The organism is Paenibacillus sp. 32O-W (assembly GCF_007679495.1).
Classification (GTDB): Bacteria; Bacillota; Bacilli; order Paenibacillales; family NBRC-103111; genus Paenibacillus_L; species Paenibacillus_L residui.
In genome coordinates this window covers 108,783-125,352 of the sequence record NZ_VEGP01000001.1, presented here as the reverse complement: position 1 = coordinate 125,352, position 16,570 = coordinate 108,783, and the positions used below count along the sequence as shown (strand labels likewise).

Below are 16,570 nucleotides of genomic sequence, written 5' to 3'. Positions count from 1 at the left end.
TTTGATAAGTATCTGGCATCCTTGGCGAACCCGTATGGCCTCCAAGGCCTGTTTTTATTCTTCGCCTTGTCTTCCAGCGTAATAAGGCTCTCCCGGATCGAGATCGATAACAACTCGCCGAGGTGCAGCCAGCGCATATTGATGCTCGCATCGCCAGCGCATATCTTCGGTGAAGCCGATCGTCTCCCCGTCAGCGATAACATCTCCATTATTAAATAAATAATACCCGATATTAATTAAATGGTCGCCTACCTCGTTGGGGTCCAAATCGTAGAAGTGACACTGAACATCGGGGATGCCGAGAGCGGCAAGTCCTACCGTATCCATCAATCCTTCGGGGCGATTGCTGCCGGTTCCTTCCACATTGTAGAATCGTAAATTCATTGCGCCATATAAAGCGGCTCCTTCTTCCACTGCAGCCAAATACTCTTTGGGCTCAACCAGCTTGTCGCTCTCACGGAAGTAAATCGCATCGCAAGGCGCCGCTTCCAATATCGCTTTAAGGGCGCCAGTGAACAGCTCTAATCTCGATTTGGGATCAAGTCCGGAAGCCATCATGTCCGACATAAGTAATGAATGGCTGCACTCGCTTAGTGTCTGTGCGGCTTCCTTCCAATGCCAGCATTGCTGGATCGCTGTCTCATAGTCCGTGACCGGCCGGTTATCAATATTCATTAAGCTGGTCTGGGCGGGCATTTCTCCATCTGAATACCGAACCATATAGTTTAAATGGAAGAAATGCAGCAATTGCTCCTTTTCGGTTTCGTAGGCTTCCCAAACCGCTAGTCCGGCGGCATCGGCTTCCTCTAGTTCCGGCTGCTCCGTTTTGCCAGTGTAAAGCTCCATTTTCTTATAGAGTAAGTCCCGGTCAATCTCAGGCCGTTGTTTGTATTTAAGTTCAACCGTGTAAACCCGTGCAAATCCGAAATCCCTATCTTCTTCAAGCATATCGTTCATTTAACTTGTCTCCTTTGTCCCCTTCATGATTGTTCGGCCCGTATGGCGATCCCCTTCTATAACCTAGAGTAAAAAGTATGGTTATAGCGCCCCGCAAGCAAATCTTCCTTGCTGATGACAGATGAAAAGTATGGTTCATAACATTCCCATCCCCGTCAATGACTTCAATAATGTTATTCGTACGCTCTTATGCGCTGCGTTTGGCGGCCGCGGCCCGATTCGCATGCCGCTGCGACCAATAGGCCAGACTCATCGTGGCGAGCAGAAGGAGGCCTGTTGCCCAGAAGACGGCATGAATCGAGAACACGCCGCTAATGGCGCCGCCGACGAGCGGTCCCAGCATGCCGCCTAGTTGGTTCGCCGTCTGATTCAAGCTAAAGGCCCGTCCGCGGAACTCACTCTCCGTAGTGCGTACGACCAAGCCGTTTAGCGCCGGGAATACCGCACAGAAGAAAATACCGTACGCAAACCGGATAATAGAGAACCACCAGATGTTATGGAATGGAATTTGCAGCAAGGTTCCGATTCCTCCGGCTAGCAGACCGATAAGCAATATTTTGTGAAAACCTACCCGGTCGGCCAGCTTTCCCCAGCGGGGAGCGAACATAATGCTCGCGACTCCGACCAGCGAGAACACAATTCCTGCGGCCAGCGAAGCGTCCTTCGTCGGAATGCCAAGCTCGACTATGTAGAGCGGCAGTACCGGTTCGATCGTCATAACGGAAAACTGGGTGCATAACGTCAGCACGACAATGACGATAAACGGCTTGTTCTGCACCGCAATGCCGATCGTATGGATGATCGAGCTGCTGTCTTTGCTCGGCACGAAGGACTCCTCTTTCACCCAAAAAATAATGAGAATCGTCGCGATAAAGCAAAGCACCCCGGCGCTGCCGAATGCAATCCGGTTATCGAAAATTTTGGACAGTACGCCGCCCAGCATCGGTCCCATAATGCTTCCGGTTGCCGTAGCCGTTGATATCATTGACAGGGCATACCCTACCTTTTTCTCCGGAGTGTTCGTCCCCACAAGCGCTATCGCTCCTGGAATGAAGCCGGACAGCAAGCCTTGCAGCAGCCGAAGCGCAAGCAATTGATACGGATTAGTCACGAATGCGGTCAAAAGATAAATAACACATAGGGCGATACCTGCCCGGATAATCATCGGCTTGCGCCCGTATTTATCTCCGATCGCGCCCCAGAAAGGTGATGACACGGCCCCTGCCAAAAAAGCGCTGCTGAACAAAATTCCGGACCATAGCTCGATATGATCCTTCACCCCAATTTGCAGCAAAAACAGAGGCAGAAACGGAATGACCATCGAAAAGCTGGACGATACGATGAATGAGCCGAACCATAAGATCCATAAATTTTTCTTCCATGTTTCCATACATGATCACTTCCGAAGTATTCTATTTGCCGCAGGTTACTGGCCGTTATAACTATGAGCAACGATTTCTATCGGGCCGAACATTTTAATAGACTTTATTATACACCAATCCCCCCATTCTGCAATTTTCAATTAATCCATAAGCCTATTTCCAAGTATGCACAAGAAAAGATAGGCATTGAAACTTTAGGGCAATTTCACAAGCGAAAGCACCGCTCAAATGAACGGAATCGGATCAATCCTCAATTTCACAACTCTCAATTTCGCCTTGATTCTGAATAAATTTCAATGCTATACTCGAGTCAAACGGTCATGAAGCACATGCCGCTTTGATACTTAAAAGTATCGAGGCGGCATTTTTATTTTGTTTTGTGGAAAGGGGGCGAGCTTCATGTTTATGAAACAATATGAGATTTGGATGCAGAAGCAAATTGAACAGGAGAAGAACCATCGAAGACGTGAGTTGTTACAAAAAGGACTCAGCCACGGAACTGTGGAGTTGTTGCGTTCGATCTGGTATCCGGTTGTCGGTAACTTCGATCATTTGTATCCTGAATGGGAGGTCCGCGATTTCAATAATGGGTATCGGTATCTCGATTTGGCTTTCTTGCCAGGAGGTGCTAAAGGAGATATAGAAATTCAAGATTACCGATCGCATGCCAGAGATTTGGATACACGTCGTTTCAAAGACTTGTGTCGCAGACAAAGCTTGTTGTCGCTTGATGATTGGGTCTTTTTGCCGATTGCGTATTTGTCAATTCAAGAAGAACCGGAGTTTTGTAAGCAGTTAATCTTATCGTTCATTGGGAAGATTCTTTCGTTCGAGGTGGATGTCCGGCTGAACAGTATGGAGGCGGAAACAGTGCGATATGCGCGAAGACTTTTGAGGCCATTTACACCAACGGAGCTTGCGAGGCATCTTCGAGTAACTGATCGTTACGCCCGTAAGGTGCTGCATGACTTGGTGGAGAAACAACATTTGATAGTGGTTGGAGGAAAATTGAGATTTCGGACGTATCAGTTGAATATTGGCAGTAACTTAAGGACTTTAGGGGGATAAGGAAGGGAAGAGGAGAGGAAAGAGAAAGCCTGCGGAACTGAGAGACGTTATTCAACGAAATATCGCCATTTTTTAAAGTTAACGGAACTGTACGCCGTTATTGGCTGCAATTCGCGAAGTATTGCCATCGAAATAAGCAAATAACGGTACTGAGTTCCGTTAGGATTAAAATGCTGCCAAAATCAATGAAATAAGGTCGCTGACTTCCGCTACTGTCACCAGAGCCTGGGGCATGTCCGAATCCCGATTGAACTTGCTGACGAAGCTTATTCGAAGAAGACTCTTAGCGGAAGATTCAGACGCCGATTTCTTACCCCACAAAGTGAAGAGCCGCTTCGAAGCGAAATCCGACTACTTTGCGGGGACCCCAGTGAACTTTCATGCCGCGCGGACGAACCCCCGGGGTTCGCTCCCCCATAACCCAGTAACGAAGAAAGAGGCTGATCCCCAGGGATCAACCTCTTTCTTCGTTATGGAGCCTACTTCAAGGGGCATGTCCGAATCCCGATTGAACTTGCTGACGAAGCATATTCGAAGAGGACTTTTAGCGGAAGATTCAGACGCCGTGCTCCTCCGCTTCGCTCCGTCCGCGCGGACGAACCCCCGGGGTTCGCTCCCAAGGCTCCGAAAAACAAATAACCGATCCATTAGGATCGATTATTTGTCTATGGAGCCTAGGGGGATCGAACCCCTGACCTCATCGCTGCCAGCGATGCGCTCTCCCAGCTGAGCTAAGGCCCCTCATGGCTACCTTTATCATTATATCCGGGAGCATACGGAAATGCAAGTCCGCACATTAAAGTTCTAAAATTCTAACAATTTCATTATTTAATTCATCTTTTAATGAGCTTCCGATTTTTAATGTTCGGCATATAACCCGGCGGCAATTGGGGATAATTTAAGAATACCCGTTTGCTTAATTCGATGATAATGGAACCTTCGGAAGGAGAGGGCATAATGGTTTTTTACATTTCGTTAATCCTTATCGGTTTGTTCGTATTATGGGGAGTGTTTTACCCGGAGCATCTTTCGGCTACAGCCAACGCAACATTCGAGTTTACTATAAGCACCTTCGGCTGGTTCTATTTATTGGTTACGCTAGGTTTTCTTATCTTTAGCTTATATATCGCCTTCAGTAAATACGGAACGATTCGGTTGGGGGATGACGACGATGAGCCGGAATACTCGAATATCAGCTGGTTTGCCATGTTGTTTAGCGCCGGAATGGGGATCGGCCTTGTCTTCTGGGGAGTAGCCGAACCACTTTCCCATTACCTGGTCCCTCCGGAAGGGGCGCTGGGGGGGACGGCCCAAGCCGCGCGGTTGGCCATGAGATATTCCTTCTTTCATTGGGGGCTTCATCCCTGGGCGATTTATTCCGTCATTTCACTAGCTCTGGCTTATTTCAAATTTCGTAAAGGCTACAGAGGGCTTATCAGCGCGACCTTTACTCCATTATTGGGAGATAGAGTGAATGGACCGATCGGCAAAGGAATCGATATCCTGGCCATACTGGCCACGGTATTCGGAGTGGCTACCTCCCTGGGACTCGGTACGCTGCAGATTGGAGGCGGCCTAAATCACTTGTTCCATATACCTAATGTGGTATGGACGCAAATCATCATTATAGCAGCGGTTACAGTTCTTTACTTGATTTCCGCGACTGCCGGTCTGGATAAGGGGATCAAAACGATAAGCAACATCAATTTGCTCATAGCCGTAGGCTTGATGCTGTTTGTGCTAATGACGGGCCCCACTTCGTTCATATTTGATACGTTTACCTCCACGCTCGGAGGATATTTGCAAAATGTCGTTCAGATGAGTTTAAGGCTGTCGCCTTTCACCGAAAGCACATGGATCGGCACATGGACCTTGTTTTATTGGTCGTGGTGGATTGCCTGGGCTCCCTTCGTCGGAATGTTCATTGCCAGAGTGTCCAAAGGCAGAACCATACGAGAATTTATTCTTGGGGTATTAATCATTCCCAGTGCATTCGGCTTTGTCTGGTTTTCCGTATTTGGCGCCACTGGCCTTAAGCTGGAAATCTTCGACGGGGCTAATCTGGCCGAAGCCGTGCAGCGGGATGTGACGAGCGCATTGTTTATTATGCTGGAGCAGCTTCCTCTGGGGACAATAATAGCCGGTTTGGCGACAATATTAATCATTACGTTTTTTGTTACATCGGCCGATTCCGCCACCTTCGTTCTCGGGATGTTATCCAGCAAGGGGGCATTGAACCCTTCCGCCAAGGTTAAGCTGATATGGGGGATTCTGCAATCAACCATTGCCGTCGTACTGCTCCTTAGCGGAGGGCTGAACGGTCTTCAGACGGCTTCCATTGTTGCGGCCCTTCCCTTTGCATTGATTATGGTTTTTATGTGCTTTTCTATCCAAAAGGCGCTGAACGAGGACTATAAGCAAATCCGCAGAAAAGAAAAGGAACGATTGAAAAAGCTGGAAGCTCTCCTTCTTAGGGAGCCCTAAGATACGCTTCAAATACCCATAGGTTGTCTTTATGCCCGGGGTGGAGCTTCTGCGCTTCCCTCCGAAACGGATGGATATACTCGAGGCGGCCTCGCTGGGCTTTTGCCCAACGCAGCACCTTTGTGAAAGAGGCCCCACCTGTGATATGATGTTCAGCAGTACGCCCCAAGTTAGTACGGCTCATTCTTATAGGGATTCACGGTCCAAAATGAAATCAGCCCAATGTACCTAGACTCCAAAGAGGGTATTCCATATCCAAGGGAGACTTATTATAATTTATTTTTAAACCCCTATTGCATACCTTAGGGGGGTATGGTAATATGAATATGTAACAAGGAGGGATTTCTCATGGATCACTTGATGGATGACTTAATGGACGACACTCATGCCTGTGCTTCCGGAGATGAAAGGAAGAGTCATCATTCTGATAAAATCAAATCCAATCTGATTACCCGGCTGAACCGGATTGAAGGGCAAATCCGCGGAATTAAAGGGATGATTGAGAGAGATACTTATTGTGATGATGTACTTAACCAAATTGCCGCTATTCAGTCCGCATTGAATGGTGTAGGGAAGATGCTGTTGGAAGGGCATATGAGAAGCTGTGTGGTAGAAAGAATTCAAGAAGGCGATCATGATGTGATCGACGAGTTGTTAAAGACCGTCAATAAGCTTATGAAATAAATTACACGAATAAGGAGAGGTTTGTTATGAAATCCATCGTTCTGAAAGTGGAAGGAATGTCCTGCAATCATTGCGTTAATTCGATAGAAGGTGCATTGAAGAAGATTGGTGCTGCCGGTAAAGTCGATTTGGAGGGGAAGACCGTCGCAGTTGAATTTGACGAGTCCAAACTGACGGAAGATGCGATTAGAAGCGCCATTGAAGATCAAGGGTACGATGTAGCCTAACGTCGCTGGTTAGTACAACCCCGGGAGAGTATGTCAGCCCGAGGGACGATGACATCAGCGATAGCTTAACTAATCCTGGCTTCGAGCCGAACCAGTACGACGAAAGATTAATCTCAGAACATTGGTGAATTCTATAAATAACCTGTATGCTCCGTTCAGGAGCTTTTCTTCCCTCAATTATATACCCTACTGGGGTATGGTGTTTACTTATCTAGAGAGGTGTTTCCGATGGATGCCAAAGAAGCAGTAAAATCAACTAAAAATACGACCTACCAAATAACGGGGATGACCTGTGCAGCATGTGCTAATCGAATCGAAAAAGGATTGGCCAAAATGGACGGAGTCGAGTCGGCGAACGTCAATTTTGCCCTGGAAAAAGCAACGGTAGTGTATCATCCGGATAAAGTCGATTCCGAGCAGTTGGAGCATAAGATTCAGCAATTGGGTTACAACACCGTAAAGCAATCCGTTGAGCTGCAAATCTCCGGAATGACTTGTGCCGCCTGCGCGTCCCGAATTGAAAAGGGGCTGAACAAGCTGCCTGGCGTCACCAAAGCGACGGTTAATTTCGCTTTGGAAACGGCGCATGTCGATTATTCGGAAGATGAGGTAAAGCTGGAAGATTTGCAGAGGAAGGTTGAAGACCTGGGCTATAAGGCTGTTTTGAAGGAAGAAGCGACCGGGACCGATCACAGGAAAAAGGAAATCAAAATTCAGCTAACGAAATTGATTGTTTCGGCGATATTATCGCTGCCGCTGTTATGGTCGATGGTCAGCCATTTCCGGTTTACTTCGTTTATCTGGATTCCTGATTTATTTATGAATCCCTGGTTCCAGTTCGCTCTGGCAACCCCCGTTCAATTTATTATTGGATGGCAGTTTTATGTCGGAGCTTACAAGGCTCTGCGGAACAAAAGCGCGAATATGGATGTGCTAGCAGCACTCGGGACATCCGCGGCTTATTTCTACAGTCTCTATCTAACGACCAGATGGAGCGGCAATGCGCATCATTCGGTTGATTTGTATTATGAAACAAGTGCCGTCCTTATTACGCTAATTATTCTCGGTAAAGTGTTCGAAGCGTTGGCCAAGGGCCGGACATCAGAAGCGATCAAGAAGCTGATGGGGCTTCAAGCCAAGTCGGCTCGCGTGCTGCGCGATGGACAGGAGATGGATGTTCCTGTCGAACAAGTGGTTGTCGGAGATATCGTCCTTGTGAAACCGGGGGAGAAAATTCCGGTAGACGGCGAAGTGTTGGAAGGACAATCAGCCGTCGACGAATCGATGCTGACCGGAGAGAGCATACCGGTAGAGAAGCATGCCGGAGACCGGGTCATCGGTGCGACCTTGAACAAAAATGGTTCTCTTCGCTTCCGGGCAACCCAGGTAGGGAAAGAGACGGCGTTGGCACAAATTATAAAAGTCGTGGAGGAAGCCCAAGGCTCGAAGGCTCCTATTCAAAGAGTGGCCGACCGGATTTCGGGAATATTTGTACCGATTGTCGTTGGCATTGCTCTTGTCGCTTTTCTCTTATGGTACTTTATCATCGATCCGGGACAGTTTGCCGGTGCGCTGGAGAAAGCGATCGCTGTACTCGTTATCGCTTGTCCTTGTGCTCTCGGGCTGGCGACCCCTACCTCGATTATGGCCGGGTCCGGCCGTGCGGCGGAAGCCGGAATTCTGTTCAAGGGAGGAGAGCATCTGGAATCCGTTCACCGGATTACAACCGTTGTTCTCGATAAGACAGGGACCGTCACCAAAGGCAAGCCGGAGCTGACGGATGTGTTACCGGCTTCGGGTGTGGAGCGTATACGGTTCCTTCAATGGCTCGGAGCGGCCGAGAGATTGTCGGAGCATCCCTTGGCGGAAGCCATCGTTGCGGGAATTTCCGAGCAAGGGATAGCGATGCCGGAGGCACAGCAGTTCGAAGCGGTTCCCGGATACGGGATCCGTGCCAAGGTCGAAGATCGAGACCTTCTGGTCGGGACTGTGAAACTGATGGATCGGTTCGACATATCCATTCCTTCCGAAGCGATAGAGGAGAAGGAAAGAATGGAGAACACCGGCAAGACAGTCATGCTTGCAGCCGCAGACGGACGTTATGCGGGCATGGTGGCAGTGGCCGATACGCTCAAGGAGACCTCGCGGGAGGCTGTAGCGCGGCTGCGGGAGATGGGGCTCACCGTCATTATGCTCACAGGCGATAACGAGAGAACGGCTCAAGCGATTGCCAAGCAGGCAGGGATAGACCGCGTCCTGGCCGAAGTGCTGCCTGAGGAGAAAGCAGAGCAGGTGAAGAAGCTTCAAGCGGCAGGGGAGAAAGTCGCTATGGTCGGGGATGGCATCAACGATGCTCCGGCATTGGCGACAGCGGATATCGGCATGGCTATCGGGACCGGAACGGATGTCGCTATGGAAGCTGCGGACGTAACGTTAATGAGAGGCGATCTGAGGAGCATACCGGACGCCATCTATATGAGCCGCAAAACGATGAATAATATCAAGCAGAATCTGTTCTGGGCATTGGCCTATAATTCTCTGGGCATCCCGATTGCGGCAGCGGGGTTCCTCGCACCATGGGTAGCCGGGGCCGCCATGGCTCTTAGCTCGGTATCCGTTGTATTGAATGCCTTGAGATTGCAGAGGGTAAAGCTGTAACCAAACTCGGCAACAAAATGGAATCAAATTCTTTTAAGCCGGTCTCCATATAGGGGATCGGCTTTTTTTCCAACTTATGCTACTATGTAAGGGAAATCTGATGCAGGGGGGATAAGTATGTTGAAAATCGGAATGGCCAGCTTCTGGCATGTGCATGCCGAGGATTATGCCCGCCAGGTAGAAAACCATCCTCATACGCAAATAGCTGCTGTCTGGGACGAAAATCCTGAGAGGGGCCAAGCGGCAGCGAATGCCAAAGGGGTCCAGTTTTACGAACGTTATGAAGACATGCTGGCACAAGTGGATGCGGTTGTTGTGGATGCGCCTACGACCATGCACAAAGAGGTAATTGTTGCCGCTGCTGAAGCGGGCAAACATATTTTTACCGAGAAAGTCATTGCCCCGACCTGGCAGGAAGTGAAAGCCATTCTGGAAGCGGTCCGGGCTAACGCCGTGAGGCTGATGGTTTCTCTGCCGAGGTTATATTTCGGATATACCTTGGCTGTCCGCGAGATGGCGGCACAGGGGCTGTTCGGCCAAGTGACGCTGGTCCGTTCCCGCTTATCCCACAACGGTGCTATTCCTACGAATCAATCCGCGACAGGCTGGCTTCCTGCCCATTTCTACAGCAAAGAGGAGTGCGGGGGAGGAGCCATGATCGATTTGGGCTGCCACCCGATGTATTTGACCCGTCTGCTGCTAGGAATGCCGGAGACCGTCAGTGCCACCTACGGGTACATAACCGGAAGGGAAGTGGAGGATAATGCCGTCAGCGTCCTCCAATGCGGCAACGGAGCCGTCGGGATCGTCGAAGCGGGCTTTGTTAACCGCTTCTCCCCGTTCGCTCTGGAGGTTCACGGAACTGAAGGCAGTTTGCTTTACTCTTCCCATGACGGGAAAATGATGTTTCGCAGCAGCGTTAAGGGGGAAGACTACGCTAAGGAATGGCAAATCCGCGAATCGATCCCTCAGGATGCCCCGACGGCATTCTATCAATGGATTGAGCATATCCACAAGGGAACCGATGCGGAGGAGAATATTCAACTGGCCGTTGATCTAACCAAGCTGATGGAGGCGTCGAACCGGTCTGTGCAGGAGGGCAGACCGATTGCAATCCGCGATCTGAATTGACAAGGGTTTTATAGCGCAGTCTAATATTCGTGAGGACTTAGGCAACCTGCATTCGTGAACTCCCCTCGAAGCGGTCAAACCATTCAGACCCAAATTCGGGCCGTTTCAGGGGGAGGTCCCATATCGATGTTGTTAGGGAAAGTCATCTTATGCATAAACGGGCCAGAACGGAGGAAACAAGAAGCAGCGTAACCGTCCTTGGTCGAATTTTCAACACACTATGTTATGAAAGGAGCGCTACCGATGAATCCGGCAGCCAAATGGATGATTATTGGCGGTATAATCCTGATTGTATTGGGCTTGCTTTGGCAAGTCGGGGGGCGTTATTTGAATCTGGGCAGGATTCCTGGAGATATCGTCGTGGAGAAAGAAAACTTCAAATTTTATTTTCCGGTTGTAACCTGTCTCCTCATAAGCGCCGCGGGCTCTCTCATTCTGTATCTGATCCGCATGTTTAACAAATAAAGATCGCTTCCCGTTCAAATAAAAAAACGGATTGCCCGTACTTCAGTCGGACAATCCGGGTCTGCATTCCGTCCCTTCCTCGCTTCTCGTATAGGCGATGAGATGAACATGCTCCCCCATCCGGCCCCGGATTTTGTCTTCCAGCTTTATCAGATCGTTCAGAAGCTCGTCATGCCCGTTGAAATCGGTAAGCATATATTCTTTATTGTTCTCTGTCATTGAATGGTTCAACTCCTTACGGAAGAATGTTTTTCCTTGTAAAAGATCGTTATCGGCACGAAAAACTTCCTCTAATACCGGGTTATTCATCTTCGAAGAGGCTTCGTTAGGAGTTTTTTTTATTGTCGCCCCCGATTTCTTCAATTATTCTGATTGCCCGTAGAATTTTAACGGATGCGGATTCGGATTTCATTAAAGAAGTCCCCTTCATAGTCCTTGGGCATGCGCACCTGCAGCACTCCTTTTTTAAGGACGGCCTTGGCGGATTCCCCTATCACATTTTTGGGAAGGCGGACTACGCGGCTTTTGGCAGATAAGCCGTTGAGCTTTAATGAATTATGGCCGACGAATAGCTTTAGGTTACGCGGGTTAATATGGTCCGGTATTTTAATTTTGACGATAAGGTCGTCTTGAGTTTCCACCAATTCATGCTCCAGTCCGTTTTTGCTTTTAATTTTTCCCGGTCCTTTCAGGATTTGCTTGACATAGTTCTCCACCCAAGAGGACTCTGCTTGCGCCCGTTGTTTTAAAGCTTCCGCCATGAATGGAAGAGGCCCCCCGAATAACTTCTCCAGCGACTTCCAGTCGAACGAACCGGAGTTTCTATCGCTCATTTCCGAATTCTCCTTTCTGTCCGTATATTAATTTCCTGAGCAAATCGTACACCAGGCAAACTTGGGTCTAGGCGGAGGAAGCTGATCACTGCAGCCTCATCATTCTGCTAATCAGTATACGGGCTTGATGCCCAAAAGGGCACTTAATGGTTAACGCCTAACGCTTTTTTTTCTGGGATAGATTGCCGGTTTAAGGTGTTCTCCTTCGGATTGCAGCGGCAAGGCAATTATATGAACCTCTGGGTATTTATCTACATACAATAGGTTATATGCAAATGACTTCTTCAGGGAACCGTTCCAATTGAGCCGAAAAGGAGGTCAAATCCGTGCCTTCCATCGTCGGAAACGTTAAAATACTAAGCGTTGACTCGGGAGGGATAGTCCAATTCGGTGATGCTGTCTTTCTGTCACCCGTCAGCACATCAAAAACATTTGCCGGTGCAGGCTCCTTCATAACGGGCGATCTTCCATTAACCAACAGCGGAATAAGCGCTACGAATACCAATGATCCTGATTTGGTCGATACGTCTTCGGCGAAGGCGGGATCGGGATGAATTTGACTGTTCATCAGAATATAACTATTCATACGATTCGAATCGGGGCGGTTACTAATTCTTCAGTCCTGCAAATAGGCAGTGCGGGAGTGATTAAGTCGCTGTCCAATCTGTACAACACCGGGGGATTTACCAAGCCCGCTCCGGAAGTGAGTGCGGTATCCTCCGTTTCTCTAGTCCCTCTGCCCGGGCCTTCATGACGGGGTAGGTTCGTTCAGAGGCATGGCCTGTTCCATGTACCGCATACATTAAATAAACGGGAGGTGTGCGGGATGTATAACGATCCTCGGCTCATGAGGTGGCTTCAGGATGTATATAATTTCTTGGCCCGGCAGCAGGAGAAAATGGAGCGCATGGAAGAGATGATTATCGAGATTCGTGAGGATATACGTGAATTTAAAAGCAACAAAATGACACATGTGGAGAGAATAGAGTACCATTTCGACCAACTGAAGGTAGAGACACTGGAAGGAACTTTGAACATAGGATTAACTCCGAACGGCAAAGGCATTGAAGAATTAGCCGTTCCTTCCAACGGGGAGCCCGGAGGTGAGGAGGGAGAGGATGTCCCTTTTTTCCCCAAGCTTAAAGAGCAGTTGGACCGCTATATTGATATGGAGATTCCCAGAGAGGTCAGCAGCTTCGAAGCCCATTACGGCGTTCAAGTGCCGGATGAGGTGCGATTTGCCATGATTGAGGACATACGTCGGCAGGTGGGGCCGAGAATAGTTGTTTACATCCAAAGGCTGCATAAGGATTCGTCGGATGACTCCGCCGTTGAGAAAGACATATTAGACAGGGTCAAGCGGGATATCCGGTTGGCCATTGAGCAATATTTTGAAAAACAGTATGGGAAGGCAGTGAGGAAACATGAAGATGACTGTGGTTAATAAGGAAATCAAAGTAGGACAGATAAGGGTAATTGGTGTTACAACTTCTTCGGTTTTATTGGTGGGAGACACGGAGAGGATCAGTCTCGCTTCCGCATTCGATACTCCGCCCGAAGCTTTCGTCGTGGGGCCGTTCGTACCATTATCCGCTGCAAGGTAAAGTTTATGAAGCAGGCCCGAATTTCCTTGGTTGGTTTCTTCAAGGTTATTGAGATTAAACTGAGCTCCATTGTCCAGTTTGGGGATTCGCTCTGCTTGACGCCGGAAACGAAGGTTCTGGCAGTGCTGCGCAGCCAGTCCTCATATTACGGGGATGAAGGAGATTTCTCCTCCCCGATATTCACGAATCCAATCCCCGGCCCATCGCTCGATGAAGAGCTTGAGATGGAAATCATTAACGAATCCCCTTATATCAAGGTTGAAGCGATCAAAATTATTGGAGTCTCAGCTTCCGGAATAGTACAGATAGGCTCTAACCAATGCATCGATGCCGAAAGCAGGATCAAGCATATCCGCCAAATGATCCGGGAAGACCTTCCTCTGCAGATGGGAACTGCCGCAGTAGAAGCAGTCGAAGCGGCCGCCGCCGGTTCGGGCGCTGCAATCGGGAACGGACGAAAGGGGGGATAGCGGCATACCTGCTGCAATTTCTATAGCATTTTGTGCTTGCGCAAAGTACGGATCAGCTTCCAATAAGTATAGTCTTTTTGGGAATATAGACTGCGGACATCCTGCACCCATTCCGGAATTTCTTGGGTTACCGCGAGCTTCTGCATAGATTTGACCGTTCCTTTTAACTCATTCCGCTTTTTCTCCAAATCTTTGCGAACGGACAGAAGAGACTGTTTAAGCTCCAGTACTTCTTTTTTGGATAAAGGGCGGTTTTTCTTTTTAGGACTTCCATTTTCCACACTTTCACTCAAGGATGTTCATCTCCTTCAACGATATATTTCATTGTATGCGGCCTTCGCCCGCCTGGTATAGACGTAAGCCCAGATTTGAATATGTCCTAACGGGGTGATATCCTAATGCTAGATACAAGCTAGAGAAGAATAGACAAAGGAGCATTCGCCAATGAATTCGATTCTTAAATGGGACGGTCACACCCATACCGCATTCTGTCCTCATGGCACCTCGGCAGAGCTCGGACTTTATCTCGACCGGGCGGTCCAACTGGGATTTACCCGTTATACGGTGAGCGAACATTCTCCATTGCCGAAGCACTGGACGAAGAACGAGCAGCTGCAGCGGGAGCTGGCTATGGAAGCGAGCGAGCTGCCGGCATACTTTGATTATGTAAAAAATTACAAGAATCGCTATGAAGGAGTACTGGAAATTTGGACCGGAATGGAAATAGATTATTTGCCCGGCAAGCCCCAGTATTCTCTGGAATTGGCCGAACAATGCCATCATGAGGTGGAGGATTGGGTGGTCTCCCTCCATTTCCTGCCTGGCAAAGATGGAATGAGATGCTTAGATTATACACCGCAGGACTTCGAGGAAGGGTTAATCGCCTACTACGGCTCGATGGAGAAAGTAGTAGACGAATATTATAATGAACTGGAGCAGGCAGTGGCCTTGGCGGCCAAACTCCCGGGCAGCCGCCGGTTGGGTCATGTCAATTTGATAGAGAAGTTCCATAAGGCGCTTCCTCCGATCGATCCGGATCAGATCCGGAAGCGGCTGGACGGGCTTCTTCCGAAGCTGGCCGAGGCAGGCGTGGGCATTGATGTCAATACTGCAGGCTTGAGAGTTCCGACCTGCGGCCAGCCGTACGTTCCCGGATGGTTTATCGGCAGATGTCTGGAAATGGGGATTCCGCTTGTTTTCGGATCGGATGCCCATCGTCCGGAGCATGTCGGCGAGGGATGGAATTACTATGAGGAATCCATTGCCTCCTTCCGATCGGCCCGACCTTAATGTAGAAGGATAGTCGGAAGGGTTGGAAGCCGATAAATATAACTAGCGTTCTAAGTCAGTAAAGTGATCTTGGTAGATTTGCGCTTGTTCTTTTTACAAAGGCCCGATATTGACCGCTTCCTTCCGGCCTTTCTTTCATGTATAATGTTTTTCGGATGGGTCCGTCTTTGATATAACGTCCGTTATTGAGGAGGGAATATCAGATGGAGGAGGGAGGTTGCAAAATGACCGTCACGAAGAAAGATATAGCGGATTATTTAGGTATTTCCAGAACAGCGGTGTCTTTGGTTCTCAATAATACACCGAACAGCACCGTTTCGGAGGAAACGCGAAGGAGCATTCTGCAGGCCGCTAAAGAACTCGGTTACCGGGACAGCGAAATTTACCCCAAAATATGCTATATTCTGTATAACCGCGAACCGGACGACCCCTTGTATATTCACGACCTTCGGGTGATCGAAAATGTAGCAAGCCAACATGGGTACAGGCTGATTTTCATGAATGTTCGCTCCAGTACGAATGATTTCAACATGCTTTCCAAGTATCTCGGAAACAAGGAGGTTTCCGGAATCGTTCTGACCGGAGATATAGATGACGACATTTTGGATATCATGGAGGATGCGGCAGTTCCTTATGTTGTTTATAGCGGTGTGTCCTCGAATAGAACCGATGTGAATGTCATTGTTACGGACGTGGTCAAAATTGCATATGAGGCAACGAAATATTTGACGGATCTGGGGCATGTCCGAATTGCCTTGTTCAGCGGCAGCCTGGATACGTTGGTTCATCAGCAGACGTTGGCCGGCTACCGCAAAGCGCTGGAGGAGGCCGGATTACCCTATGATATCTCGTTAGTCCAGGTCAGTAAGGAAGAGGATGGATACGAGCTGGCCTCGAGAATGGAAATACTTGAAATTGACTACTCCGCCGCTTTTTGCGTTAACACCGTCATTCAATTCGGAGCGCTGCAGAAGCTTAAGGACCTTGGATTTCAGGTTCCCAGGAAGATCAGCCTCGTCGGCTGGGGATATTCGGAGCTTGTCAAGATGAGTGTTCCGAATTTAACAACGTTATATATCGGTCCGGAAGAGAAGGAAATCGTTGTGAAACGGCTGATTGAAATTATCAATGAAGGGGATAAGGATCGCCGTACCATTTATTTGAAGGATACGGTCATCCACGAAGGCGGGACAGCCGCTTTATACCGTTCGGGAAGTTGAGTTAAATGTTATTTATAAGGCAGGAATAGCGAAGGGCGGAAACGCCCTTTTTTGTTTGCTTCGGCAAGTACATAACAAATGTTATTTTATTATTGAC

The 16,570-nt window shown here is 48.7% G+C and carries 19 protein-coding genes and 1 tRNA gene; 14 read left to right on the top strand and 6 right to left on the bottom strand.

Annotation, left to right across the window (positions count from 1 at the left end; genetic code table 11):
* Nucleotides 1–54: 54 nt before the first annotated feature.
* The gene (locus FS806_RS00585) at nucleotides 55–957 is read right to left on the bottom strand and encodes a DUF4261 domain-containing protein (RefSeq protein WP_144932105.1); all 903 of its coding nucleotides are present in this window, start codon (nucleotides 955–957) and stop codon (nucleotides 55–57) included.
* 187 nt (nucleotides 958–1,144) lie between these two features.
* The gene (locus FS806_RS00580) at nucleotides 1,145–2,347 is read right to left on the bottom strand and encodes an MFS transporter (protein ID WP_144932102.1); all 1,203 of its coding nucleotides are present in this window, start codon (nucleotides 2,345–2,347) and stop codon (nucleotides 1,145–1,147) included.
* A gap of 391 nt (nucleotides 2,348–2,738) precedes the next feature.
* On the opposite strand from FS806_RS00580, the gene FS806_RS00575 reads away from it, so the two are divergent.
* The gene (locus tag FS806_RS00575; protein WP_144932100.1) at nucleotides 2,739–3,407 is read left to right on the top strand and encodes a transcriptional regulator; all 669 of its coding nucleotides are present in this window, start codon (nucleotides 2,739–2,741) and stop codon (nucleotides 3,405–3,407) included.
* 668 nt (nucleotides 3,408–4,075) lie between these two features.
* Here FS806_RS00575 and FS806_RS00570 read toward each other — a convergent pair.
* Nucleotides 4,076–4,148 (bottom strand) — tRNA-Ala (locus tag FS806_RS00570).
* Nucleotides 4,149–4,364: 216 nt separating this feature from the next.
* On the opposite strand from FS806_RS00570, the gene FS806_RS00565 reads away from it, so the two are divergent.
* The 6 genes from FS806_RS00565 (at nucleotide 4,365) to FS806_RS00540 (ending at nucleotide 11,056) form a co-directional block, all read left to right on the top strand.
* Nucleotides 4,365–5,891: a glycine betaine uptake BCCT transporter gene (locus tag FS806_RS00565; RefSeq protein ID WP_144932098.1), complete on the top strand. Its 1,527-nt coding sequence runs from the start codon at nucleotides 4,365–4,367 to the stop codon at nucleotides 5,889–5,891.
* A 372-nt stretch (nucleotides 5,892–6,263) separates the two neighbouring features.
* Nucleotides 6,264–6,575: a metal-sensitive transcriptional regulator gene (locus FS806_RS00560; protein ID WP_144932248.1), complete on the top strand. Its 312-nt coding sequence runs from the start codon at nucleotides 6,264–6,266 to the stop codon at nucleotides 6,573–6,575.
* Between the two features lie 26 nt (nucleotides 6,576–6,601).
* Entirely contained in the window at nucleotides 6,602–6,802 is a 201-nt protein-coding gene (locus tag FS806_RS00555) for a copper ion binding protein (RefSeq protein WP_144932096.1), read from the top strand.
* A 228-nt stretch (nucleotides 6,803–7,030) separates the two neighbouring features.
* Nucleotides 7,031–9,460 carry a heavy metal translocating P-type ATPase gene (locus tag FS806_RS00550; protein ID WP_144932094.1) on the top strand — a complete coding sequence of 810 codons (2,430 nt, stop codon included), beginning with the start codon at nucleotides 7,031–7,033 and terminating at the stop codon, nucleotides 9,458–9,460.
* Between the two features lie 117 nt (nucleotides 9,461–9,577).
* Nucleotides 9,578–10,591: a Gfo/Idh/MocA family protein gene (locus FS806_RS00545; protein ID WP_144932092.1), complete on the top strand. Its 1,014-nt coding sequence runs from the start codon at nucleotides 9,578–9,580 to the stop codon at nucleotides 10,589–10,591.
* Nucleotides 10,592–10,834: 243 nt separating this feature from the next.
* Nucleotides 10,835–11,056 carry a DUF2905 domain-containing protein gene (locus FS806_RS00540; RefSeq protein WP_144932090.1) on the top strand — a complete coding sequence of 74 codons (222 nt, stop codon included), beginning with the start codon at nucleotides 10,835–10,837 and terminating at the stop codon, nucleotides 11,054–11,056.
* Nucleotides 11,057–11,098: 42 nt separating this feature from the next.
* Here FS806_RS00540 and FS806_RS25565 read toward each other — a convergent pair whose 3' ends face one another.
* Nucleotides 11,099–11,275: a hypothetical protein gene (locus FS806_RS25565; RefSeq protein ID WP_186328136.1), complete on the bottom strand. Its 177-nt coding sequence runs from the start codon at nucleotides 11,273–11,275 to the stop codon at nucleotides 11,099–11,101.
* Nucleotides 11,276–11,442: 167 nt separating this feature from the next.
* Entirely contained in the window at nucleotides 11,443–11,889 is a 447-nt protein-coding gene (locus FS806_RS00535; RefSeq protein ID WP_144932088.1) for an Hsp20/alpha crystallin family protein, read from the bottom strand.
* A 326-nt stretch (nucleotides 11,890–12,215) separates the two neighbouring features.
* On the opposite strand from FS806_RS00535, the gene FS806_RS00530 reads away from it, so the two are divergent.
* The 5 genes from FS806_RS00530 to FS806_RS00510 all read left to right on the top strand — a co-directional run bounded on the left by FS806_RS00530 (nucleotide 12,216) and on the right by FS806_RS00510 (nucleotide 13,963).
* On the top strand, nucleotides 12,216–12,443 hold the full coding sequence (locus FS806_RS00530; RefSeq protein WP_144932086.1) for a spore germination protein: 228 nt from the start codon (nucleotides 12,216–12,218) through the stop codon (nucleotides 12,441–12,443).
* Nucleotides 12,440–12,643: a spore germination protein GerPB gene (locus FS806_RS00525; RefSeq protein ID WP_144932084.1), complete on the top strand. Its 204-nt coding sequence runs from the start codon at nucleotides 12,440–12,442 to the stop codon at nucleotides 12,641–12,643. The genes FS806_RS00530 and FS806_RS00525 overlap by 4 nt, the downstream gene beginning before the upstream one ends.
* Before the next feature lie 72 nt (nucleotides 12,644–12,715).
* Entirely contained in the window at nucleotides 12,716–13,333 is a 618-nt protein-coding gene (gerPC, locus tag FS806_RS00520; protein WP_144932082.1) for a spore germination protein GerPC, read from the top strand.
* Nucleotides 13,314–13,493, top strand: a complete 180-nt coding sequence (locus FS806_RS00515) for a spore gernimation protein GerPD (RefSeq protein ID WP_144932080.1) — start codon at nucleotides 13,314–13,316, stop codon at nucleotides 13,491–13,493. Before gerPC ends, FS806_RS00515 begins: the two co-directional genes overlap by 20 nt.
* A gap of 5 nt (nucleotides 13,494–13,498) precedes the next feature.
* On the top strand, nucleotides 13,499–13,963 hold the full coding sequence (locus tag FS806_RS00510; RefSeq protein WP_144932078.1) for a spore germination protein GerPE: 465 nt from the start codon (nucleotides 13,499–13,501) through the stop codon (nucleotides 13,961–13,963).
* A gap of 20 nt (nucleotides 13,964–13,983) precedes the next feature.
* Here the strand turns inward: FS806_RS00510 and FS806_RS00505 are convergent, their stop codons facing one another.
* Nucleotides 13,984–14,256 carry a hypothetical protein gene (locus tag FS806_RS00505; RefSeq protein WP_144932076.1) on the bottom strand — a complete coding sequence of 91 codons (273 nt, stop codon included), beginning with the start codon at nucleotides 14,254–14,256 and terminating at the stop codon, nucleotides 13,984–13,986.
* Between the two features lie 151 nt (nucleotides 14,257–14,407).
* On the opposite strand from FS806_RS00505, the gene hisJ reads away from it, so the two are divergent.
* Nucleotides 14,408–15,253 (top strand): histidinol-phosphatase HisJ, encoded by an 846-nt coding sequence (hisJ, locus tag FS806_RS00500; protein WP_144932074.1) that lies wholly within the window; start codon nucleotides 14,408–14,410, stop codon nucleotides 15,251–15,253.
* A gap of 203 nt (nucleotides 15,254–15,456) precedes the next feature.
* On the top strand, nucleotides 15,457–16,473 hold the full coding sequence (locus FS806_RS00495) for a LacI family DNA-binding transcriptional regulator (protein WP_144932072.1): 1,017 nt from the start codon (nucleotides 15,457–15,459) through the stop codon (nucleotides 16,471–16,473).
* The last annotated feature ends 97 nt before the right edge of the window (nucleotides 16,474–16,570 follow it).